Origin of the sequence: Prevotella sp. OH937_COT-195, from assembly GCF_003932845.1 — a bacterium.
Lineage (GTDB): Bacteria > Bacteroidota > Bacteroidia > Bacteroidales > Bacteroidaceae > Prevotella.
The window spans coordinates 19,202-42,066 of sequence record NZ_RQZH01000008.1; the positions used below are offsets into that span (position 1 = coordinate 19,202).

18 protein-coding genes are annotated in these 22,865 nt (G+C 41.8%); 8 read left to right on the forward strand and 10 right to left on the reverse strand.

Annotation, left to right across the window (positions count from 1 at the left end):
• Positions 1–3: 3 nt before the first annotated feature.
• The 3 genes from EII32_RS04795 to sppA are packed head-to-tail and all read right to left on the reverse strand — an operon-like array spanning position 4 to position 3,637.
• Positions 4–813: a purine-nucleoside phosphorylase gene (locus tag EII32_RS04795; RefSeq protein ID WP_125234308.1), complete on the reverse strand. Its 810-nt coding sequence runs from the start codon at positions 811–813 to the stop codon at positions 4–6.
• Positions 698–1,870, reverse strand: coding sequence for a tetraacyldisaccharide 4'-kinase (gene lpxK / locus EII32_RS04800; RefSeq protein ID WP_125234309.1), 1,173 nt, complete (start codon positions 1,868–1,870; stop codon positions 698–700). Before lpxK ends, EII32_RS04795 begins: the two co-directional genes overlap by 116 nt.
• Positions 1,871–3,637, reverse strand: a complete 1,767-nt coding sequence (sppA, locus tag EII32_RS04805; RefSeq protein WP_125234310.1) for a signal peptide peptidase SppA — start codon at positions 3,635–3,637, stop codon at positions 1,871–1,873.
• Positions 3,638–3,762: 125 nt separating this feature from the next.
• Between sppA and EII32_RS04810 the strand changes: the two genes are divergently transcribed.
• The 3 genes from EII32_RS04810 to EII32_RS04825 all read left to right on the forward strand — a co-directional run bounded on the left by EII32_RS04810 (position 3,763) and on the right by EII32_RS04825 (position 8,952).
• Positions 3,763–4,503: an SDR family NAD(P)-dependent oxidoreductase gene (locus EII32_RS04810; protein ID WP_125234311.1), complete on the forward strand. Its 741-nt coding sequence runs from the start codon at positions 3,763–3,765 to the stop codon at positions 4,501–4,503.
• A gap of 832 nt (positions 4,504–5,335) precedes the next feature.
• Positions 5,336–8,728, forward strand: a complete 3,393-nt coding sequence (locus EII32_RS04820) for a leucine-rich repeat domain-containing protein (RefSeq protein WP_125234313.1) — start codon at positions 5,336–5,338, stop codon at positions 8,726–8,728.
• Positions 8,729–8,739: 11 nt separating this feature from the next.
• On the forward strand, positions 8,740–8,952 hold the full coding sequence (locus EII32_RS04825) for a hypothetical protein (RefSeq protein ID WP_125234314.1): 213 nt from the start codon (positions 8,740–8,742) through the stop codon (positions 8,950–8,952).
• Positions 8,953–9,139: 187 nt separating this feature from the next.
• Here the strand turns inward: EII32_RS04825 and radA are convergent, their stop codons facing one another.
• Positions 9,140–10,573, reverse strand: a complete 1,434-nt coding sequence (radA, locus tag EII32_RS04830; RefSeq protein WP_125234315.1) for a DNA repair protein RadA — start codon at positions 10,571–10,573, stop codon at positions 9,140–9,142.
• Positions 10,574–10,817: 244 nt separating this feature from the next.
• Here radA and EII32_RS04835 point away from each other — a divergent pair, with 244 nt between their 5' ends.
• Together EII32_RS04835 and EII32_RS04840 are read left to right on the forward strand one after the other, a co-directional pair.
• Positions 10,818–11,729 carry an ABC transporter substrate-binding protein gene (locus EII32_RS04835; RefSeq protein ID WP_158611127.1) on the forward strand — a complete coding sequence of 304 codons (912 nt, stop codon included), beginning with the start codon at positions 10,818–10,820 and terminating at the stop codon, positions 11,727–11,729.
• Positions 11,730–11,755: 26 nt separating this feature from the next.
• Complete coding sequence (locus EII32_RS04840; protein ID WP_125234317.1) at positions 11,756–13,975, forward strand: tetratricopeptide repeat protein; 2,220 nt, start codon at positions 11,756–11,758, stop codon at positions 13,973–13,975.
• A 145-nt stretch (positions 13,976–14,120) separates the two neighbouring features.
• Here EII32_RS04840 and EII32_RS04845 read toward each other — a convergent pair whose 3' ends face one another.
• From EII32_RS04845 to mtaB, 4 genes are all read right to left on the reverse strand, one after another.
• Positions 14,121–14,738, reverse strand: a complete 618-nt coding sequence (locus EII32_RS04845; RefSeq protein WP_125234318.1) for a flavodoxin — start codon at positions 14,736–14,738, stop codon at positions 14,121–14,123.
• A gap of 261 nt (positions 14,739–14,999) precedes the next feature.
• Positions 15,000–15,584: a DUF4890 domain-containing protein gene (locus tag EII32_RS04850; RefSeq protein ID WP_125234319.1), complete on the reverse strand. Its 585-nt coding sequence runs from the start codon at positions 15,582–15,584 to the stop codon at positions 15,000–15,002.
• 89 nt (positions 15,585–15,673) lie between these two features.
• Positions 15,674–16,690, reverse strand: coding sequence for a glycosyltransferase family 2 protein (locus tag EII32_RS04855; RefSeq protein ID WP_125234320.1), 1,017 nt, complete (start codon positions 16,688–16,690; stop codon positions 15,674–15,676).
• A 15-nt stretch (positions 16,691–16,705) separates the two neighbouring features.
• Positions 16,706–18,037, reverse strand: a complete 1,332-nt coding sequence (gene mtaB, locus EII32_RS04860) for a tRNA (N(6)-L-threonylcarbamoyladenosine(37)-C(2))-methylthiotransferase MtaB (protein WP_125234321.1) — start codon at positions 18,035–18,037, stop codon at positions 16,706–16,708.
• A 283-nt stretch (positions 18,038–18,320) separates the two neighbouring features.
• Between mtaB and EII32_RS04870 the strand changes: the two genes are divergently transcribed.
• The 3 genes from EII32_RS04870 (at position 18,321) to EII32_RS04880 (ending at position 21,702) form a co-directional block, all read left to right on the forward strand.
• The gene (locus EII32_RS04870) at positions 18,321–18,494 is read left to right on the forward strand and encodes an entericidin (protein ID WP_125234322.1); all 174 of its coding nucleotides are present in this window, start codon (positions 18,321–18,323) and stop codon (positions 18,492–18,494) included.
• 303 nt (positions 18,495–18,797) lie between these two features.
• The gene (gene rpsA, locus EII32_RS04875) at positions 18,798–20,576 is read left to right on the forward strand and encodes a 30S ribosomal protein S1 (RefSeq protein WP_125234323.1); all 1,779 of its coding nucleotides are present in this window, start codon (positions 18,798–18,800) and stop codon (positions 20,574–20,576) included.
• A 253-nt stretch (positions 20,577–20,829) separates the two neighbouring features.
• Entirely contained in the window at positions 20,830–21,702 is an 873-nt protein-coding gene (locus EII32_RS04880; RefSeq protein WP_125234324.1) for an RNA polymerase sigma factor RpoD/SigA, read from the forward strand.
• 74 nt (positions 21,703–21,776) lie between these two features.
• Here EII32_RS04880 and EII32_RS04885 read toward each other — a convergent pair whose 3' ends face one another.
• Positions 21,777–22,556, reverse strand: a complete 780-nt coding sequence (locus EII32_RS04885; RefSeq protein WP_125234325.1) for a ZIP family metal transporter — start codon at positions 22,554–22,556, stop codon at positions 21,777–21,779.
• A 67-nt stretch (positions 22,557–22,623) separates the two neighbouring features.
• Positions 22,624–22,791 (reverse strand): hypothetical protein, encoded by a 168-nt coding sequence (locus tag EII32_RS12085; protein WP_158611128.1) that lies wholly within the window; start codon positions 22,789–22,791, stop codon positions 22,624–22,626.
• Between the last annotated feature and the right edge of the window lie 74 nt (positions 22,792–22,865).

The window sequence follows — 22,865 nt, forward strand, 5'->3', positions numbered from 1 at the left end:
TTACTATGATCTTTTTATCATTTCCCTCATAATCTCGGTCATTATCGGCTGTGCCGCATTTGCTGCCACCTGCACCTCCTCGTGCGACACCTCAACAGGATTGTCAAAGCCGCCAAGATCTGTTATGATACTTATTCCGAATGTCTTTATACCGCAGTGATGTGCCACAATTACCTCCGGTACGGTACTCATGCCCACAGCGTCACCGCCGAGCAAATGATACATGCGGTATTCTGCCGGTGTCTCGAATGTCGGTCCCTGCACACCAGTATATACACCGTGTACAACCCTTATATTCTTTTCTTCGGCAATCTTGTCGGCGAGTGCAATCAATTCATGATCGTATGTTTCGTGCATGTCGGGGAAACGTGGTCCGGTAGGGAAATTCTTTCCGTTCAACGGGTGTTCCGGGAAGAAATTTATATGGTCGTCGATAATCATCAAGTCACCGATTTTGAATTCCGGATTCATTCCACCTGCAGCATTGCTCACGAACAAAGTTTTTATGCCCAATTCATACATAACGCGCACCGGAAACGTCACTTCTTTCATAGAGTAACCTTCATAGAAATGGAAGCGTCCCTGCATTGCCATGATGTCCTTGCCTCCAAGTTTTCCGAATATGAGTTTTCCGCTGTGTCCCTCTACCGTCGATACCGGCATATTGGGGATTTCATTATATGGAAATTCGTAAGTATCAGTTATTTCTGAAGCTAATTGTCCGAGTCCCGTTCCCAGTACTATTGCCGTTTGCGGACTTGTTGTCATCCTTTGTTTTAACCAAGAAGCTGTTTCTTGAATTTTTTCGTACATAATCAATAATTTTTTTGTTGAACATATATTGTTGGTCTAACATGAATTTCACTTCCACCGGCAGTGAAAATATGTTGTGCCTAACATTGTCACTCAGTCCGTCCATGCCTAAGAGACGCGTTGCGTCTTTCTCCGTGGTAATTATAATTTTCGGTTCCGGCATGGCGGCGAACTTCTCGTTCAGTCTGCGTATATCTTTTTTTGTGAACCGATGATGGTCGCTGAAAGTCAGCGGAAAGATGTTCTCCGTGTATGGCTTCAGGTCAATAATCATTTGTTTTGGCGAAGCTATACCCGTAAGTAACAGTATGTTATGTTTGTTTGTTATTTCCCCGAGTTTCATTTCGTTGCCGCAATACAGCGGTTTCAAGTTACCGTATTCCAGTGTGGTAAAATACAGTTTCTGGTACGGTCGCAGACTCATTGCCTTGATGAGCACCCGGAAATCCATCGGTTTCATGTCCGCCGGACATTTCGTAATTATAACGATGTCGGCTCTGTCCTTGCCCTCTTTCGGTTCTCTCAACCTTCCTGCGGGCAGCAGTTTGTCGTATATTATCAGTCTGTGATAATCCACAAGCAAGATGTTGATGCCGGGTTTTACATACCTGTGTTGGAAAGCATCATCGAGAATTACGACATCTGTGTCTTCCGTTGACTTGTCACTTGTAATCCGGTCTATGCCGTGACATCTGTCATTGCCAACCGCCACATGTACAAAATCGTATTTGCTCTTTATCTGATACGGCTCGTCCCCGATTTCGCTTACTCGTGAATCTTTTGTCGCAAGTATAAATCCCCGGCTCTTTCTTTTGTATCCCCGGCTCAAAACCGCCACTTGGGCATTGTCTTTCAGCAACCTTACAAGATACTCAACATGCGGTGTCTTGCCGGAGCCTCCCACCGTTATGTTGCCTACCGAAATCACGGGAATATCAAATTCCCTGCTTTTCAACATTCCTATGTCGAAAAGTTTGTTTCTTATCCTTATGCCGATGCCGTACAGCCAACTAAACGGCAACAGCCATTCGTTTATCTTGATAAAGTCGCTTTCCATTTATTCCACCTTGAGATAGAACTCCATTCTCGCCTGAATCGCATTTTGCTTATCCATAGTCTTCAACAACATGAACGGCTCGTAGTATTCTCCAAGTGTCAGGCGCAATTGTTCTTGAATATAGTTCTCTTGGTTCAAATCTTCCAGCAACAATTCTTCCCATCCTTCCGTATCGGGATATGTCACTGCGTGATATTCTTTCAATCCTGCGAGTTGTGCCGCCTTTGCCAGCGCATCGTCCAATCCGCCGAGACCGTCCACAAGTTTTATCTTCAATGCATCTTGTCCGAGCCAAACATGTCCCTGCGCAATCTTCTCCACTTCGTCAATCGACATTTTCCGACCTTCTGCCACACGCGAGCGGAAAAGGTTGTACCCTCTGTCGATATAGCGATTGAGAATTGCCATCTCTTCGTTGTTTATCGGGCGTGCCATCGTGCCGAACGTGCTAAATTTGTTTGTCTTAACCTCGTCAAACTTCACTCCGAGTTTCTCTGTCAGCAACTGACTTGCATCGGGGAACATGCCGAATATGCCTATTGAACCGGTCAGTGTTGTCGGTTCTGCATATATGTAATTTGCTATGCAACTGATATAGTAGCCACCCGATGCAGTCATTCCGCCCATTGATACCACCACGGGTTTCTTGGCTTTTAGGCGTTTCATCGAGTGCCATATCTGCTCCGAGGCGTATGCCGAACCACCACCGGTATTTATACGCAGTACCACAGCTTTTACATCATCATTTTCCATTAGTTTCTCAAGGTCTTTGCAAACTTTTTGTGCATCAATGCTGTGTGCCTGACTCATGGATACCGCACCATCGACAACGTCGCCATAAGCATAGTAAACGGCTATCTCCTCTCCCTTGTCACGTTTGCCCTTGACGCTTGCCATGTCGTTTATAGTGATCTTGTTGAATTTGTCGTCGACATTGATTTTCATCATTTCCTTTACCACGTCTTTCACTTCATCGGTATATACAAGTTTGTCAACCAGCCTGTATTTCAGGTAATTCTGCGGGTTATCAAACGTTATGAGACTGTCGGCATATTGATTAAGTTGTTCAATGCTTATCTTTCTGCTTGCCGATACGTCATTAAGTATGTTTTGCCATATCCCGGTTATGTATGCCGTAACCTGTTCGCGGTTGGGGTCACTCATCTTGTCGGCGGTAAACATCTCCGGAGCACTCTTGTAGGAACCCACTTTGGCCAGTTGCATTTTCACTCCGAACTTGGCCATAAGATCTTTTAGGTAATAATGCTGTGCAGCCATTCCGTGCCAGTCTATTATTCCATGGGGGTTAAGCAGTACTTTGTCTGCCACCGATGCGATGTAGTATGTTGCCTGTGTGTATGAGTCGCCGTATGCCACTATCCATTTTCCGCTTTTTTTGAAATCGAGAAGCGACTTGCGGATAGCCTGCAACGAAGCATACGAGTCGGCTCCGAATGCTCCGGCCTCAATATATATTCCCTTTATGTTTTCGTTGTCCTTAGCTTTCCTTATTCCGTCAAGGATCTCGTCCAACCCAACCTCCTCTCCTGCCTGACCTATTATTTTTAACAGCATATTGCTTCCTGCACGTTCCTCCAATGTCCCTGTCAACGGTAACACAAGTACCGAGTTTTTATCAATCGGCCCCGAAGATTCTCCGGAGGCTATCATTCCTACGATGCTCATCATTCCGATGGCTGCGATTATGACTGTGTAAATGAGAAGACCGGCAATCGTTGCCACCGTATATCTGAAGAACTCTTTCATTTTTTACAAAAATTAATCCCACTAAAACATTTATATTCTGCAAAATTAAGAATAAATTTTAAAATGAGCAAATTTAGGCTTGATAATTATATATACTTCATTTATTTTTGTACTTTTGCACTTGTATGAAAAGGGCGGTTGTTATTGGTGCATCGTCGGGTATTGGACGCGAAGTAGCACGACTGTTGCTTGCCGACGGTTGGCATGTGGGTATTGCCGCACGTCGTAAGGAGTTGCTGTCGGAATTGGAAAAAGAGTTTCCTGAACGTGTTGTCGTGTCGTGCATAGACGTGACAACAGACGATGCGCCACAGAAAATATTGGAACTGTTTGCAGAACTCGGCGACGTGGGTTTGTTCTTACATGTATCCGGCATTGGCACTCAAAACCTCATGCTCGATAATGAGACAGAAAGTGCCACGGTGGCGACAAACGTAAAGGGGTTTACACAAATAATTGATGCAGTCTTTAATTACATGACAGAACATCAAGGTGGTCATATTGCCATTGTTTCTTCCATTGCAGGAACAAAAGGACTTGGCGTCTCCCCATCTTACAGTGCTTCCAAAGCATATCAAACGACCTATATCGAGGCTCTCGAACAGTTGTCGCGCATGCGTGACCTGAACATTCGCTTTACCGACTTGCGCCCCGGTTTTGTCGATACTGCATCGCTTGACAACAGTACGGCATACCCTATGCTGATTAAGCCCGAAGATGTTGCTCGACAGGCTGTTGATGCCATATATGCCCGAAAGAGTGTCCGCATAATAGATTGGCGTTACAGTTTACTTACTTTTTTCTGGAGACTTATACCGCGATGGCTGTGGGTGAGAATGAGAATTACCAACAAAAATAATAGGTAAAGCAACCTCCCTTTCAAGAAACATATACAAACAATAAATCAATTTCGGCTGTTTTACTTACTAATTTCACCGAAATTGCTCAACAAAACAGCCGAAATCACACAGTAACCAATCACGGAAAATAAAAAGAAATCTAATTTAAAAATAAAACTAAACAATACAAGAAAAGAAGAGTCCTACCGGGTTTATTCGTAATTTTGCATTCGCCGTTTGACTCTACATGCACTCTACAATGCATTCGTTTGCATGTGGTTTATGCATATTTCTCGGATTTTGCTTGCATATCTGAAAGACATTATTTATCTTTGCACAAATTTACCAAATGATTCTGTGTGCCATAGAAAATTAAATGGTTTGAAAATGTATCATTCAGACTTATATAATAAAGGTATTAACGAGTTGCAAGGAAACAAGAAAAACCATGCGACTTTTAACACTTTATATTTGGCCAGTTCGAATATTTTGCTAACACACACACACACACACACACACACACACACACACACACACACACACACACAATAGACGCACCGTCAATCATTGTACTTTTTTTAAACTTTTACATACGCGCGCGACAGCGTGCCGTAACCATTGGTGGCAAAGAGATTCTTACAATCCTCTTTGCCACCAATGGTTGTCATGGACATCCTTACATCCGGGATGGATAATTAAGAAGGACATAGTAGCACTCTACGGTGCTTTCTTCGGTAAAGAAGATTATTGCGGAGAACGATTTTATCATCTTATTCCATGGTCATTAGCCTAATATTAAACCGTTCCGATTGTTATGGAACACTAATAATTTTATTAATTTTTAAAGTAGTAATAATTTATGAACAAGAACAAAGTAATGAAAAGGATAATTTTCCTATTGTTGGTATTATTTATACCAACAATATCCGGATTTGCCCAATCTATTGGAGCGCACTTTGAGGTTGACAACATTAAGTATAAAATTACCAAAGCAAAACTTGATGTTAACCCCAAAGAATTCGAAGTTGCAGTTGTGAAGGTTGGCGGAAGTGGAATAGTAACAATTCCAAGTACGGTAATAGACGACAAATATCATGAGACTTTCAAAGTAACATCTACCAATGGCTGGATGGAGCCGTCTCCAACAGCGGTTACAGAGATTATACTATCTGAAGGAATCACAAAAATCAGTGACGGAGGTTTCTGTGGCAGTAAAGGATTAACGAAAATAACAATTCCCAAATCGTGTACCTTTATTGGCGCTTCCTGCTTCAATAACAACCCCAATTTCACCCGATTTGAAGTAAATGCAGCTAACACAAATTATTCACACGATACTAATGGATGGCTGTTCAACAAATCAGGTAACGAACTTATCTATTATCCCTCCGGAATCGGGGGCGAGGTTAACAACATACCTTCCACAATTACCAAGATAGGAAGGGATGCTTTCAGACTTTGCAAAAAGATTACAAAAATAAAAATTCCTACAACTGTAACGGAAATAGTTTATGATGCAGAAGGTCATCCTTTTTATAATTCAAGTGCCACCTACATCGATGTAAATGATGCAAATATCAAATATAAGGACTATGATGGAGTTCTTTGTGACATAAGTGGAAAAGAGTTAATAGCATTTCCTCCACAATATATTCCGACAGCAGGAATTCCCCAAGATCCGGAACAGAGAATATACACAATTCCAAACAGTGTGGAAACAGTTCTTCCGAACGCTTTCTACAATGCTTCCAATTATCCTCTATACTTAGATCTAAACAATGTTAAAACTATCATGACCAAAGCATTTAGCACTATGGGAAACCTTAAAAAGGTTATAATCGGTCAATATGTAGAGTTGATAGATGCCGGTGCATTCGGCGGTTGTAATAATTTGACAAAATTTGAAGTATCAGACCTCAATGCAAACTATAAAGCCAAAGAGGGAGTTATCTTTACAAAAAACGAGAAAACATTGGTGCTTTATCCTTCCGGAAAAACAGGAAACTATAAGGTTCCGACAGGAACGGAAACAATATTTAAAGAAGCATTTAGCGGTACTCGTGCCACAGATGTCGTAACTATTGCCAACACCGTAATAACCATCGGTGAGGGTGCATTCAGTGGAAGCAGTTGGAGACAGGTGGTTTTTGAGGAGCCCTCCAAGGTGAAAAATATAGGAACAAGAGCTTTTGTGGATTCTAGAATCGTAGGAACATTCACTATTCCTGCCAGTGTGGAAGAAATGGGAGATGGAATATTTAAGAAAGCAAATGGTATTACTGAAATTCATTTTGACGATAACTCCAAATTAACAAAAATTCCTACTCTATTTGCAACCGAAATGGATAACCTTGAAAAGGTTGTATTCGATGGTTCCGCACCAAACTTGACGACTTTCGAAGTCAAAGCATTTGCTTACAATCCCAAACTAAAGTTCTGTGATATTCCAAGCAATCTTACAGAAATAAAGCATAGTGTTTTTCTCGAAACACCAAATTTGGAGACAGTAATATTCAGAACTCCTTCATCCATTTCAACCATAGGAGAGTCTGCTTTCACAAAAAGTGGCATCAAACATATCGAACTTCCGGAATCTGTTACCAAAATATCAGGGGTAGCATTTGACCAGTGTGCAAATCTCGAGAAAATATTCATTCCTAAAAACGTGAATGAGATAATTTACACTGCTTTCAATCTTTGTGAGAATTTAAAAGAAATAAATGTAGACAAAGAGAATACCAAATACACATCGTTAGATGGTATGTTGTGTACAAAAGACAAGAAAACACTCGTTACGTTCCCGGCAGGAAAAGCGGATTCAAAATATACATTGATTCCTTATTTCAAAAAGGTTGGACCATACGCTTTCTATGGAAGTAACAAGATAACGAATATCACTTTCCCAAGATCCGTAGAAGAGATAGGAAGTCGCGCCATCGCATTGTGTAAAAAACTCAAATCACTGAGTTTCATGGGCGAGGACAAGGTTCCGGTTCTGACCTCTGAGATAATGTACGAATCATCCAATCCTTCTTCTATTAATATTTATGTACGTAAGCGTTGGTATAATAACCCTGCAAACTTGGCTACAATTAAGGGATATGATAATGTGTTTAAAGATGTCATTCCTTCTTTCATCTCTGCTGAAGGTTATGACCGTGGCGTAGAATTTTTCCAGACATCAGATGAAAATGTAGGTGTAATTTCCTTTGATGGCAACGAAGAACGCACTTCTGTCATCGTAATGCCGGAAGCAACACAGCCTGCCTTTGTAAGCCATTCCAATAACCAAATCGCACAAAAGACATATACGGTAAGTTCTGTTCTTGACTTTGCTTTTGAAGAAAAGAATCTTCCTTATTCACCAAAAGTCAGAGCCATCACATTACTTGCAGACATCAATGGTATTGGTCTAAACGCATTTAAACGCAGCAGTATTGAGGAAATATATTTTGTCGGCAACACACCGGGAAATCTCAATTACAAGGCATACGAACAAATGGGCAGTTATCCTTTCAAAGAAAATCAGAAAATTTATGTAAAGAAGAGTAAGCAAAATGATTACAAGACTGCATGGGAAAAGGATCAGCATACCCTTGCCATAGAATGGCAAATCCCACAATCTACAAACTCTCATGGTGGTACTGTATGTTATCCGTTTGATGTAGTTTATCCACAAAATTTGGGAGACAATGACATCAAGCCTTATGTACCGGTAGATTTCACTCATATCTATGATACAAAAGATCCTTTTGTCAGAGCTTACAGTTTGGATAACTATTATGTTCCTGCATTTGTCGGTGCTCTGATTCGCAGCAAGAACACAAAGGCTGTTAATTCTTATTGCCAGATGGACGAAGATCAAGCACATAATAAAGATGGATTAAATGCCGTAAATTATCAAGAGAATGCGGAGAACCGTATGATAGGAGCGGTTGAAGAAATAATCATAGCCAATGAGTCCGGTTTCCAATACTATACTTTCAGTAAAAAACGTGGTTGTTTCGTACATTTGAAGAATGATGCTAAATTCCCATATTTCAAGGCTTATTTACGTTTGAAAGAAAATACCGCAACTCCGGGCAAAGGCTTCAGTATATTGTTTGATGATGAAGGAACAATTACAGGAATTGATGGTATTACTGAATTAAAAGATACAGATGATACTTACTATGATTTGAACGGCATCAAAGTAGAGAAGCCAAAGAAAGGTGTATACATCCGTAATGGTAAAAAAGTTATAATCAAATAAAATAAAGAAATATGAAGATAAAAAAAACATATCAAGAGCCAAAGTCGGAGGTCATCAAAATTAATGGCAACGCTTTAATGGAGGTATGGAGTATTCCTATAGACAACGATCCCGATCATGGTATTGGAGCAGGAGACGAAGATGACATTGGAGCAAAAGAAGGATTTTTCGAAGAAGATGATGATTTATTAGAATATAAGTCTCCCAAACTTTGGAACGATTGATAAGAATGGAAATATCTTTCTATTGATTTCGACTTAGTATTTATAAATTGAGTCCTTATAATAAAAGAGGGTGTGTCAAAATAACAGGCACATCCTCTTTTTTATATAAGTATAAGAATTTGCTTTAACCCCAATCGGTCATTAAAACCCTCAACCGAAAGAGTATATTGTAATGACCGGTCAAGATTTATCCGAACAGCAACCGCAATGCTTCCTCCACTTTCCGCACCGGGTGCAGGCGTATGTTAAAATTACGTTTCCCTATTCCCTGCATGTTGTTTTTGGGAACGATCATGTCTGTGAATCCAAGTTTTCCCGCCTCTGCAATACGTTGTTCCAACCGGCTCACGGGACGTACTTCGCCACTGAGTCCCACTTCTCCTGCCATGCACCAGCCACTGTCTATCGGTGTATCGACATTTGACGACAGTACGGCGGCAATCACCGAAAGATCCATTGCGAGGTCGGTAACACGAAGTCCGCCCGCTATGTTTAGGAAAACATCTTTCTGCACAAGTTTGAATCCTACTCTTTTTTCGAGTACTGCAAGCAGCATGTTAAGTCTGCGCTGCTCGAAACCGGTTGCCGAACGTTGCGGAGTTCCGTATGCGGCAGTAGAAACCAAGGCCTGCGTCTCAACAAGAAACGGTCGCACTCCCTCCACCGCCGAACTTATGGCGATGCCGGACAAGCCGTCACGTTCTTGTGTGAGAAGCAATTCCGAGGGATTGCTTACCTGACGCAGTCCGTCCCGTCCCATCTCGTATATACCGAGTTCGGATGTACTTCCGAAACGATTCTTTATTGAGCGCAGTATTCGGTACATGTAATGTTGGTCGCCCTCGAACTGTATTACCGTATCAACTATATGCTCGAGAATCTTCGGACCGGCGAGCGAACCTTCTTTGTTTATATGCCCTATGAGTATAACGGGAACACCGCTCGACTTGGCAAAACGCAACAATGCCGCCGCACATTCCCTTACCTGTGTTATACTGCCCGGCGAAGAGTCTGCATCCTCGGTGGATATTGTCTGTATCGAGTCTATTATTACAATTTCCGGCAATATCTCCTTTATGTTGTTGAATATGCTTTCGAGCGAAGTCTCTGTCAGTATCAGCATGTTCGGGTTGATGTTGTTCTCTTCGGTTGCATTTTCGCTTGCCGCCATGCCTTTTCCGCTCAACAATCTCTCTGCCCGCATCTTAAGTTGCTGTGCGCTTTCCTCTCCGCTGACATACAGTATGCGTTTGTCTTTAAGGTTAAGTATAGTTTGCAGTATCAGCGTACTTTTGCCAATTCCCGGTTCTCCGCCGAGCAGCACGATGCTGCCTTGAACAAGTCCTCCGCCAAGCACACGGTTTAGTTCGTCGTCGTTCATGTCTATCCGTGGGACATCTTTCGACGATATTTCGTTCAGCCTCATCGGACGGTTTTTGTTACAATTGCGTATATTTTGCATTCCCGAAGCGGCAGAACGAGCAGCCATCTGTCCCGTATCGGTGCTTATTCTTATTTCTTTGAACGTATTCCATTGACCGCATGACGGGCATTTACCAATCCATTTTGCCGATTCGTGCCCGCAGTATGAACAAACGTACGCTGTCTTATCTTTAGCCATATAATATTGTTTTTCGGAACAAAATTAATAATATTTTTCCTTGTTACAAAATAATTGGTTAATTTTGCAGCACTGAAAAAGTCTGACGGGCAGGTGTTCATAATTAAAATAAAAAATAAAAACGAGGTGAAAAAGCATAGAGGTTTTATTCCGAATGACTGCTTGTCGTACGAAATATAATGAGCCAAGGGTAACTCTATCATTCGGAAGAATAAGGGAGTCACCCTTTTTTCGAATAATATGTATGAAGAAATTATTATTTATATTCTTTTCGATTGCGGTGTTTCTCGGTTGCGGGAAAAATTACAATGAGATAAAAGAGCAGACAGCACACGAAAGAGTAATTCAGAGAAAGCAAGACTCCATTGCACTTAAAATCGGTGTGCTGCGAACAATAGATTGTCTGCCCATGTTCTTAGCGAAAGAAAAAGGATGGGTGGATACGGCGCGTGCCGACATACGACTGAAAGAAATGGAGTCGCACATTGAGGCTGACGATGCCCTGAAAAAAGGCAAGTTAGAAGGGATTGTCACCGATATTGTCAGGACAGAACGAATGAAACGTCAAGGGGTAATGCTGTCTTATGTTGCCGCAACACCATTGTCGTGGCAATTTATAACAAACAGAAAAGCGAGATTGAAATCCCTTAACCAACTAACCGACAAGATGATTGCAATAAGCAGGTTCTCTGCCACCGCCATGCTGGCAGACATTGCGGTGGACAGTGCAAAACTTAAAGCGGAAAATGTGTTTCGGGTACAAATCAACAATCCGCACACAAGACTGATGATGCTTATAAACAACGAGATGGATGCAGTATTGCTACCCGAACCACAAGCCACGGTGGCACGTCTCGCAGGGCACAAGGTATTGATGGATTCCCAAAAACGCGACATAAAAATGGGGGTATTGGTGTTCTCGGACAAAGCCATGAACGATACCAGAAAAAGGGCACAAATTGATGAGTTCATAAAAGTCTACAATCAAGCATGCGACTCCATAAACCGCTACGGAATAGCAAATTATGCCGATGTAATAAAGAAACACATGGGAGTGGACGACAAAACCGTTAAGGCTATACCGAACATTCGTTTCGAACATGCCGCCTCTCCGCGTTCAAAGGATATTGGCATGGCAAACAAATGGCTTAAATAAAATTTTTATTCTTATATTACGAAATAATGACGACGGAACAAGATATATTGAAACTTTCTTTGACGGAAATAGAAGCCGGACATGTATTCCTTGCATTGGGAATGATAAGGGAATATGCACGGAATAACGGCGCGGGAGTTTGGCAAGACGAATTTGACAGTATTTCGAGAGACTACGAACTGATGCTTGAATACATGGAACGCGGCGTTGACGACCCGGAGCGCGAAAAGATGTACGACCGTATCCGCACAAGGCTCGGACACTGTGTAAGGAACATGATGCTTGAAAGCAAGATTAAATCATCTCCGTTCTATTCCGAAGCCTATGCCAAAGCCCTCGGTCGTACAATTGAGACGGAAAGTTTGAGAAACATGCTCGAAAGTTTCGTGGGTGAACAGGCCATGACAGGATTGCTCGCAGAAGAAGAAAAGGGAGAGAAAATGCGGGAGATTTACTCAAAACATATCGGCGAAATGTCACGGTTGTTCCATAGTATGATAATATCTCCTCAATGGACGGCAACGACAAGTGAACAGATGGTGAAGATATTGTTGTCGCCGACGGTTGACTCATACGATGCACAACTGTTGGTGAGTGCAATTACAATAGCCGCCATCAACCATGAAGATGAGCAGAAAATTGTGTCTCTTGCAGAGATTTACCGCCTTTCCACGGATGAGAACATAAGACAAAGGGCACTCGTAGGCTGGGTATTTGCCATGGCAATATACGGCAGACAGACAGATGTGGTTACCGACATGCTTGACGATGACAATGTTTTACACGAATTGGCAGACATGCAGAAACAGGTAATGTTCTGCCTAAATGCGGATAAAGACAACCAGTTGATACAGAAAGACATCATTCCTGAACTGATGAAAAATCAGGACTTGAATATTACGAACTTCGGAATAATCGAGAAAGAGGAAGACCCGATGGAGGATATTCTCAACCCGTCTGCCGCCGACGAGAGAATTGAGAAACTCGAAACCACAATGCACCGCATGGAACAGATGCAGAAAGACGGCTCGGACATATATTTCGGCGGTTTCTCGCAGATGAAGCGTTTCTCGTTTTTCAATGATATGGCAAACTGGTTCTGGCCGTTCTTCATTGAGCATCCGGCTGTTCAGGAGACACTCGACAAAATTGGCAGAGCCGATTTCCTGAACAATATGCTTGCATTCGGACCGTTCTGCGAGAGCGACAAATATTCTTTCCTCTTAACCATGAAAACCGTTTTCGAACGACTGCCCGACAATGTGCGCGAGATGTTGCAGGGAGGATATGAGTTTGGGAATATGGTATCAGAAACCGAAAAGAGTGATGCTGCATACATACGGCGTATGTACTTGCAAGACTTGTATCGCTTTCTCCGCCTCAACATACACAAAAAAGATATGCGCAGTCCTTTTGACAACGAGAATGCGTATCTCTTTTTGGCAAATGAAACGTTCCATGGAAATAAGTCCAAGGACATGCTTCCCCAACTGGCATTGTTCATGCATAAACGTAAGATAAAGAACGGATTCGTTGTTTTTGCTAAGCGATACATTGATTTGGAACAGGATGTACTGTCTGATAATTTCCTGCACATTGCTTCTATATATTATTATGAATACGCCAACAATGCCGAAAAAGCGACCGATATATTGAGACGGGCATGGTACGAGGGACGGCTTGAGAATGACAAGGTTTCGTTGAAGATGCTCGGCCGACTTTCATTGCTGTGCGGAGATTTCGACATGGCAGCGACATGTTACCATCGTCTTTTTGAACTGCAGCCCGATAACAACAAGTTCGCACTAAAATATGGTGTGGCACTAATGAAGCAGAAGAATTATTCGAAGGCTCTTGAAATACTCTATCGTCTTGACTACGAGCAATCGTCGGCTAACACTTCGCGTGCCATGGCATGGGCTTTAATGGGAGAAGGGAAACTCGAGCAGGCACAGACTGTATATCGTAAACTAACTTCCGGAGAAGATTCTGTCCCCGAAGATTTTCTAAATGCCGGTTATTGTCAATGGATTATGGGGAAAACTAATGACGCAGTGGCTATGTTTGTAAATTACTGTGAGACAACGTCCTCAACAAATATGGTTCTCGACAGTATCTCGAAAAAATTTTCCAAAGACTCTGAGATGTTGCTGTCAAATGGAATAAAGCCGATAGACATAACATTGATGGCGGACATCGTTGAGAAAAACATCAAAGGAAAAGAGAACACTTTTTTTGCAGATTAAATCCCAATCGGTCATTAGAACCCTCAATCGAACAAAGTCGGTTGAGGGTTCTAATGACCGATTGGGGTTAAATAACTTTTCATGAAAAGGATTTCACGAACATATTCATTGACTTTTAAAAAACTTTTATAACGATTTAAAAAGTTTAGTTGACAGTAAATATCGGGAGTCTTTTCAGCCATTTATTTATTTTCTTGTCAGATGTGTCCACTTTCAAACTCCTTAAATTAAGTCCCTCCAAAATGACGGCATCGGGATATTGTCCGTGCAATATTTCCAAAGTATGCCCCCATACGGTGGCGCCACTGGTGCTGAAAGGAATGATTACTTTGTCTGAAAGGTCGTATTGCTGCAAAAAAGTAAACATTGCCGGAGGAAAGGTTCCAAACCATATAGGGAAACCAAGAAAAACGACATCGTAGTCGTCGATGTTGACAGGCAAAGGTTTCAGTTCGGGTCTTTTGCCTGATTTCCATTCAATCTTTGCCACTTTCTTCATTATTTCATATCTTTTAGGATATGACAATTTGTTTTCTATGTGGCACATATCTCCACCTACATAGCCGTGTATTTTCATCGCCATTTGCTCAGTGAATCCGCATGAGAGATTTACCATTCCCTTTTTGGTTCTCTTTTCGCCTTTGAGCGAATAGTAGGCAATCAGTATGCGTTTCGTCTTTCCCATTGTTTGTGATTGTGCGGAAACAGTGTAGGCATGGAAAGATAATATGGATACGAACAGTAACAAAAATATTTTTTTCATATATTATAATAAGTCAACCGACAAGTGCAATATTACGAATAATATTTATAAAACTCTTTTTAAAACATAGAAAATTTTAATTTCCTCTTGGTCTTATGTTTGTTCTTGTCTATATAATATTAACCCAAATGAATAATCGGGAATCACGTGTTTCTCAAGTTCTAACGACAGATTGGGTATGAAAACGTTTTAACAATAAAAACCAAAAGCAGAAAAAAGAGCCGAGACTCTTAAAATAAGTCTTGACTCTTTTTATCAATATTATTTCTTATGCTTGCATTTTTTCTGCTGTTTGCATTTCTCGTATATGGCAAACTGTTCGTTTGTCAGGATTTTCTTCATCTCCGCATCGTAGGCTTCTCGCTTCAACCCGCATTCCTTAACTGCCGCTGTCTGCTTTCCATTTTTTGAAGACATTCCTGTTTTTTCACATTTTTTATCACAAGCCTTCTTGCAATCCTTGTCTGTTTTGAAAGCAGTTTCATGTTTCTTTTCATGATGTTTGCCAACGCAAGCACGTGCCAACTCCGGGTACATGTCGTTAAGAGCCTTTACCTTGGCTGCCTGCTCCGGTGTGAGATTAAATTTCTTTACCATCATTTCCGTATAGTCAGTGCAATGTTTTCCTTGCTTTTGGCATTTGTCGGACGACATGGCTTCTGCTTTTTTCTCACATTTACCGCTATTGCTTGTGGTACACTTGGCAGTTGCTTTTTCTTGCTTTTCACATTGTTTGCGCTGCTCGCACTTAGCCTGAGATTTCTCTTTGCTACATGTCTTGGTATTCTGTGCCATGGCACAACTCATTGCCATTGCGGCAACCATAATTACAAAAACTCTTTTCATAAATCTAAAAAATTAATATCTTTTCAAATGATTATTTGATGTTTCCAAAGTAAAAAAGTTTAATGCCATGACATTTTATAAGCAACTTTTCACTTCAAATCCGAATAAAACCTGCGTTTCCGCACATAATATTGCCATAAAATACAGAACTTTCGTTGTTCGGGAATATCTTGCAATATGGCAGACGAACGTATTCTTTCCCTCTCCTCGTCAAAACTTTTTCTCCATTTCCTGAAAGCACGACGAGCTTTATGGATAGCCTTGAAATCTTCCACGTTGCCATTTAGCAACAATGTATGCCATGCTGCAACGTAATCGAGAATCCAACGGACGAACATTACATGACGCAATTCTTGCTTCGGAAGATTCTTGTAAAGCATGGTAAGATTGTTTCGGAAATTCAGGAATGTTTTACGTGGATTGCCTTTGGGCAACGTACCGCCGCCCACATGGTAAACACGGCTCGCAGGAATGCAATATATTTTTCTGCCTAACAAACGTAAACGCCAGCAAAGGTCGATTTCCTCGTTGTGTGCAAAAAATCTTCCGTCAAGTCCGCCTGCCTCCCAATAGTCTTTTGCACGTATCATGAGACATGCTCCCGTGGCCCAGAAAATCTCGCAAGGCTCGTCGTATTGCTCATTATCACGCTCCACCACGTCGAATATACGTCCGCGACAAAATGGATAGCCGTACTTGTCTATGAATCCGCCGCTTGCACCGGCATATTCAAACGAATCTCTGTCAGACTCAGACAGCAACTTAGGCTGGCATGCTGCAACATTTTTGTCAGACTCCATGAAATTCAACAACGGAGAAAGCCATTGCGGAGAAACCTCTATATCGCTGTTCAACAACACATAATATTCCGCATCAACCTCGCGCAGAGCCTTATTATATCCCTCGGCAAAACCCCAATTACGATCGAGAATTATTGTTTTCACTTCCGGAAATTCGGTTCTCAACAACCCCAAAGAGCCGTCGGTAGACGCATTGTCTGCAATGTATATTGTTGCCTGCGGAGAATTTTTAACTACGGACGGGAGAAACTTCCTCATCATTTTCTCGCCATTCCAATTCAATATCACTATTGCCGTTTTATCCATAATCCGGTATTTATTTTAAAGCAACTCACATTTCAGAGCCGATCCGTTGTGATTAAAATCACCTAATCTTACTCTGACAAGTTGGTTGTCAAGTTCTTCGCTCGCAAACTTCGGAGGAAGTTCTACACGAATATAATTGCGCGTGAAACCGTGCATAAACTTGCCTCTTGCCGCTTTCTCCAAAAGTATTTCTGCCTCGGAACCGATATATTTCTCATAGAAAGAATGCGTTTTACTTTCCGACAATCCCAGTAAAATCGCTGAACGCGCTTTCTTTTCCTTGTCGCTTACCACATGCTGTATCTTAAGTGCAGCCGTACCGGGACGCTCGGAATATGGGAATACATGAAGTTGTGTGACATCAAGTTTCTCAAGCAATCGGTAACATTCCTCGAATCTTTCCTGCGTTTCACCTCTCGTGCCAACCATTACATCAACCCCTATGAACGCATCCGGCATATACTCCTTTATGAGATTTATCTTATGTGCAAACAATGAAGAATCGTATCGGCGGTGCATAAGTCGCAACACTTCATCGCTGCCGCTCTGCAACGGTATATGGAAATGCGGCATGAAACATTTGCTGCCGGCACAAAATGCGACAATATCGTCAGTGAGAAGATTTGGCTCTATACTGCTGATACGATACCTCTTTACTCCATCAATTTCATCCAATGCTTTGAGCAAATCAAGAAAACTATCGCCTGTCGTCTTTCCGAAATCACCGATATTGACTCCCGTAAGGACTATCTCTTTACCTCCCTCACTAACAGCCTGTTTCACCTGCCCTACAAGAAAGTCGATGGAAGGATTCCTGCTGAAACCTCTCGCAAACGGAATGGTGCAATATGTGCAAAAATAATCACATCCGTCCTGAACCTTAAGGAAATATCTCGTGCGGTTTCCCTTTGAGCAGGAAGGGGCAAACGATACAATATCCTTTGTCCTCTCCATTCGGTGCACAACACCTTCCGACTTACTCCCCCACTCTTCTGAAAGGAACTGAACCAAACTCGCTTTCTCGTTACTTCCCAACACAAGACTCACACCGGGTATCTTCGCCACATCATTGGCAGCCAACTGAGCATAGCAACCGGTCACAACGATAAAAGCATCAGGATTTTCTTTGACCAAACGGTGTATTGCCTGTCTGCATTTATGGTCGGCAACTTCAGTAACGCTACATGTATTTATCAAACAAATATCGGCTTTCTCGTCTTTATTGGCAACCCGGACACCCATTCCTTGCAACATCTGACCAAAAGTGGAAGTCTCCGAAAAGTTCAACTTGCAACCCAACGTAATATATTTGGCAGTCTTATTTTGAAATACGGAACTATCTATCATATACCTTAATTATATATACATAAGCAAAGAAAAAATCCTTTACGTCTGCAAAGGTACGAAATAATGTCTAAAAAACGATTATTTGGTAATACAAGTTAAGCCAATAAAAAGATTAACATTTATTTAGTATTTACAAGCAGCTAATTATCAAGTCATTATAAAAAAGTTACAAGATAATCATAAAAAAGTTCACAAAAAAAGAGACAACGTATTAAAAAAATGCTTACCTTTGCATCGTTTTAATAAACAAATGATTGTTTTACAGATTTAAAAAGCAAAGAAAATGAAAAAGTTAGTTTTAATGTTCGCAGCTATTGCAGCTATCTCATTTGCATCTTGTGATCAGAAAGCAAAGCAGGAGACACCCATGGCAGACTCTACTGCAATGAATGACTCTGCAATGACTGATTCTGTCCAGACTCCCGCAGATAGCACACAGAACGATTCTGTTAAGTAAATAGTGCTCTGAACAAAAAGCAAAGAAAATTGCCGCCGGACTCTTTGAGTTTGGCGGTTTTCTTTTATAACAGTCTGTTAATTTGACAAAGTTTGTTTAACATAACACGTTTAAAACAAACCATATAGTTAAATTATTCTAAAATGCCGGCATATAAGAACATTGTAGAACAAAGACTTATAGTATAATAATGTCGTTTGAAATCTTTTTTGTAATTTTGCACTCGCTTTGCGGTTTTTCCGTTCAGCATATATTAATTCACATAAAGTCTAACTTTATTAACAACAACTTTAATTATTTTTTATGTCAAATTTAAAGAACGTTCAGCCATTGGAAGATTTCAATTGGGAAGAATTCGAGAATGGCAAAAGTTCAAATGTAAGCAAACAAGAACTTGAAAAGGCTTACGACGAAACCCTCAACAAGGTTTCAGAACATCAAGTTGTTAATGGAAAGGTTATCTCCATTGACAAAAAAGAAGTTATCGTAAACATTGGTTACAAGAGCGACGGTATCATTTCAGCCAGCGAATTCCGTTACAATCCGGATTTGAAGGTTGGAGACATCGTAGAGGTTTACGTTGACAACCAAGAAGATCGCAAAGGTCAGTTGTTGCTTTCGCACAAAAAAGCCCGCATCAGCAAGAGTTGGGAGCGTGTTAATGCAGCACTTGACAACAACGAAATCATTCAGGGCTACGTGAAATGCCGCACAAAGGGCGGTATGATCGTAGATGTATTTGGCATCGAGGCATTCTTGCCGGGAAGCCAGATTGACGTTCATCCTATACGCGACTATGACGTATTCGTAGGCAAGACCATGGAATTCAAGGTTGTGAAAATCAATCAGGAATACCGCAACGTCGTAGTTTCGCACAAAGCACTCATAGAAGCAGAACTTGAGGCACAGAAGAAAGAAATCATCAGCAAACTCGAAAAGGGTCAGATACTTGAAGGAACTGTCAAAAACATCACATCTTACGGTGTATTCGTTGACCTCGGAGGTGTTGACGGACTCATTCACATTACCGACCTTTCATGGGGTCGCGTAAGCGATCCGCACGAAGTTGTATCGTTCGAGGAGAAGATAAAGGTAGTAATACTCGATTTCGACGATGAGAAGAAACGCATCGCACTCGGCATGAAACAACTCTATCCGCACCCATGGGATGCACTCAGCGCAGATTTGAAAGTGGGCGACCACGTTAACGGCAAGGTTGTCGTAATGGCAGACTATGGTGCTTTCGTAGAGATTGCCCCCGGCGTAGAAGGTCTTATCCACGTATCAGAAATGTCATGGAGTCAGCACTTGCGCAGCGCACAAGAGTTCATGCAAGTTGGAGACGAGGTAGAGGCAGTTATCCTCACACTCGACCGCGAGGAGCGCAAAATGTCTCTCGGTATCAAGCAACTCAAAGAAGACCCATGGGAAACCATTGAAGTCAAATACCCTGTTGGCAGCAAACACACAGCCAAGGTACGCAATTTCACCAATTTCGGTATCTTTGTTGAACTTGAAGAAGGTGTTGACGGACTTATCCATATCAGCGACCTCTCTTGGACAAAGAAAGTCAAGCACCCGTCAGAGTTTACTCAAGTAGGTGCAGAAATCGATGTTATCGTTCTCGAGATAGACAAGGAGAACCGTCGTCTTTCGCTCGGTCACAAGCAACTCGAAGACAATCCTTGGGATACATACGAGACTCTTTACACACCGGGATCAACACACACCGGTAAGATTACCGAAGTCATAGACCGTGGTGCAGTCATCGCACTGAACGAAGGTGGTGAAGGTTTCGCCACTCCGAAACATCTCATAAAGGAAGACGGCTCACAAGCTCAACTTGGCGAAGAACTTGAATTCAAGGTAATTGAATTTGTGAAGGAAACCAAGCGTATAATTCTTTCTCACAGTCGTACGTTCGAAGACGTTAAGGAAGATGCCAAGAAAGCGGCACGCAAGGCACGCACTCCAAAGAAAGAAGAGGCTGCTTCTGCTATCAACAATGTCGCAGCAAGCACTACACTCGGAGACATCGCAGGACTTGCAGAATTGAAAGCAAAACTTGAGAAGGACGAATAAAACAAATAACGTTCAATGAAATGTTTTGCCCCATGGCCGGATAATCCCGGTCATGGGGTTTAAACATTCTCTAATATTCACATCAGCAAACAGACCAATTTGAAATAATCAATCGACAGTTAAAAAAGAATAAATAACTCATATTCAGAGTACAACTTAATGATATTTTTCCTAATTTTGCAATGTTTTTCGCCAAGCATTGGCCATTTATTTTGACTGTCAATGATTCAAATATATTAAGGGATAATAGGACATGAGACAACTAAAGATTCAAAAGAGTATTACGAACCGTTTGAGTGAGGCACTTGACAAGTACCTTGTTGAAATTGGGCGTGCTCCGCTTATTTCAATCGATGAAGAAATCGAACTTGCACAGAAGATAAAAAAAGGTGGGCGTGAAGGAGAGAAAGCAAAAGACAAGTTAGTGACTGCCAACTTGCGCTTTGTTGTTTCGGTCGCAAAACAATACCAACACCAAGGACTGACACTTACCGACCTTATAAACGAAGGCAATATCGGGTTGATAAAAGCAGCCCAGAAATTTGACGAAACACGCGGATTCAAATTCATATCGTATGCCGTATGGTGGATTCGCCAAAGTATTCTGCAAGCCATTGCCGAACAAAGTCGCATAGTAAGACTGCCATTAAACCAAGTAGGCTCTCTCAGTAAGATAAACCACGAAATCAACAAATTCGAGCAACAGAACCAACGTCACCCGTCTATAGCGGAACTTTCAGAAAAAACCAATATCGACGAGGAGAAAATCGGACAGAGTCTTGCTGCCGACGGACATCATGTAAGCATCGATGCTCCTTTCCAAGATGGCGAAGACAACTGCATGCTCGATGTCATGGCAAGTGGAGATGACAGCCGCACAGACCGCTATGTCGACCATGAATCGATGGCTCAAGAACTCGAAACAGTACTCACCAAAGTGCTGAAAGACAGAGAGATAACCATTATCCGCGAATGTTTCGGTATCGGATGTCCGGAGAAAGGACTTGAAGAGATCGGGGATCAACTCGGACTTACCCGTGAACGTGTACGCCAAATACGGGAAAAGAGCATTGCCAAACTTCGTGACAGCGGTAATGCCAAAATTCTGATGAAATATCTCGGATAACATATTACATAAACACACAAAGGCTGCATGTACGTTGACATGCAGCCTTTGTGTGTTTTATATCGCATTGACGATTACGACAATATAACATCAAGCACCATCATAAGCACAAACCCAACGGAAAAACCTATCGTACCAAGATTGCTGTGGGAACCCTCGGAGGCCTCCGGTATAAGTTCTTCTACCACGACAAAAAACATTGCACCTGCGGCAAATGCCAAAAGGTAAGGCAATATCGGGGTCATTATCGATGCCAAAAGGATTACCAATACGGCACCGACAGGCTCCACTACCCCGCTCAGACTGCCTATCACGAACGAACGTAACCGACTGTTCCCCTCTGCTCTCATGGGCATAGATATAATCGCTCCTTCCGGAACATTCTGTATTGCTATTCCCAAAGACATTGCCAATGCCGCGGCAGTTGAAATACCAATACCTTCCTGCAACGAACCGGCAATGACAACTCCGACAGCCATGCCTTCAGGAAGATTATGTATCGTAACGGCAAGAGACAACATCGTAGTGCGGGAAAGACGAGATTTCGGCCCTTCAGGAGTATTCGAATCGATATGCAAATGAGGGGTAACATAATCTATCACAAGCAGAAAGACAATACCAAAAGTGAAACCGAGTGCTGCGGGAAGTACTGCCCATTTGCCATCACTTTCAGACATTTCCATAGCCGGAATAATCAACGACCAAATCGATGCTGCCACCATAACTCCGGAAGCAAAGCCAAGCAAAGATTTCTGTACCAACACGGGCATCTCCCTTTTCATAAAAAAGACAAATGCCGAACCGAGCATAGTGCCCAATAAAGGTATCAACAATCCTATTAGCATTCCATACATAAAACAAATATTTTAGGTTACAAAATTAATGAAATATATGGAAACAAAAGAAAAACAGCAGAATATTTTAACCCAAATCGGTCATTACCTCAACCGATTTTGTTCGATTGTTGAGCAGATGTGCAGCCGTTTCATTGAGGGCATAGCGGGCTGCGTCGAGATGAAACAGTTTCGCAGATGTCAGCAAGCGGACTAAACAGTTGGGAAGCGTAACGACAATAGAAAATCTAAGCAAATGCGGTCTAATGACCGATTGGGGTTTAACCGTATTCCTTAAATACAATATATGTGAAACCGTAAACAATGAAA

Bases quoted from the DNA above. Each gene is read 5' to 3' on its own strand.
- EII32_RS04850 (WP_125234319.1), bottom strand. From the start codon at position 15,584: ATGAAAAGAGTTTTTGTAATTATGGTTGCCGCAATGGCAATGAGTTGT.
- mtaB (WP_125234321.1), bottom strand. From the start codon at position 18,037: ATGATAGATAGTTCCGTATTTCAAAATAAGACTGCCAAATATATTACG.
- EII32_RS04855 (WP_125234320.1), bottom strand. From the start codon at position 16,690: ATGGATAAAACGGCAATAGTGATATTGAATTGGAATGGCGAGAAAATG.
- EII32_RS04825 (WP_125234314.1), top strand. From the start codon at position 8,740: ATGAAGATAAAAAAAACATATCAAGAGCCAAAGTCGGAGGTCATCAAA.
- EII32_RS04795 (WP_125234308.1), bottom strand. From the start codon at position 813: ATGTACGAAAAAATTCAAGAAACAGCTTCTTGGTTAAAACAAAGGATG.
- EII32_RS04845 (WP_125234318.1), bottom strand. From the start codon at position 14,738: ATGAAAAAAATATTTTTGTTACTGTTCGTATCCATATTATCTTTCCAT.
- EII32_RS04840 (WP_125234317.1), top strand. From the start codon at position 11,756: ATGACGACGGAACAAGATATATTGAAACTTTCTTTGACGGAAATAGAA.
- radA (WP_125234315.1), bottom strand. From the start codon at position 10,573: ATGGCTAAAGATAAGACAGCGTACGTTTGTTCATACTGCGGGCACGAA.
- EII32_RS04885 (WP_125234325.1), bottom strand. From the start codon at position 22,556: ATGTATGGAATGCTAATAGGATTGTTGATACCTTTATTGGGCACTATG.
- lpxK (WP_125234309.1), bottom strand. From the start codon at position 1,870: ATGGAAAGCGACTTTATCAAGATAAACGAATGGCTGTTGCCGTTTAGT.
- rpsA (WP_125234323.1), top strand. From the start codon at position 18,798: ATGTCAAATTTAAAGAACGTTCAGCCATTGGAAGATTTCAATTGGGAA.
- EII32_RS04810 (WP_125234311.1), top strand. From the start codon at position 3,763: ATGAAAAGGGCGGTTGTTATTGGTGCATCGTCGGGTATTGGACGCGAA.
- EII32_RS04880 (WP_125234324.1), top strand. From the start codon at position 20,830: ATGAGACAACTAAAGATTCAAAAGAGTATTACGAACCGTTTGAGTGAG.
- EII32_RS04820 (WP_125234313.1), top strand. From the start codon at position 5,336: ATGAACAAGAACAAAGTAATGAAAAGGATAATTTTCCTATTGTTGGTA.
- sppA (WP_125234310.1), bottom strand. From the start codon at position 3,637: ATGAAAGAGTTCTTCAGATATACGGTGGCAACGATTGCCGGTCTTCTC.
- EII32_RS04835 (WP_158611127.1), top strand. From the start codon at position 10,818: ATGAAGAAATTATTATTTATATTCTTTTCGATTGCGGTGTTTCTCGGT.
- EII32_RS04870 (WP_125234322.1), top strand. From the start codon at position 18,321: ATGAAAAAGTTAGTTTTAATGTTCGCAGCTATTGCAGCTATCTCATTT.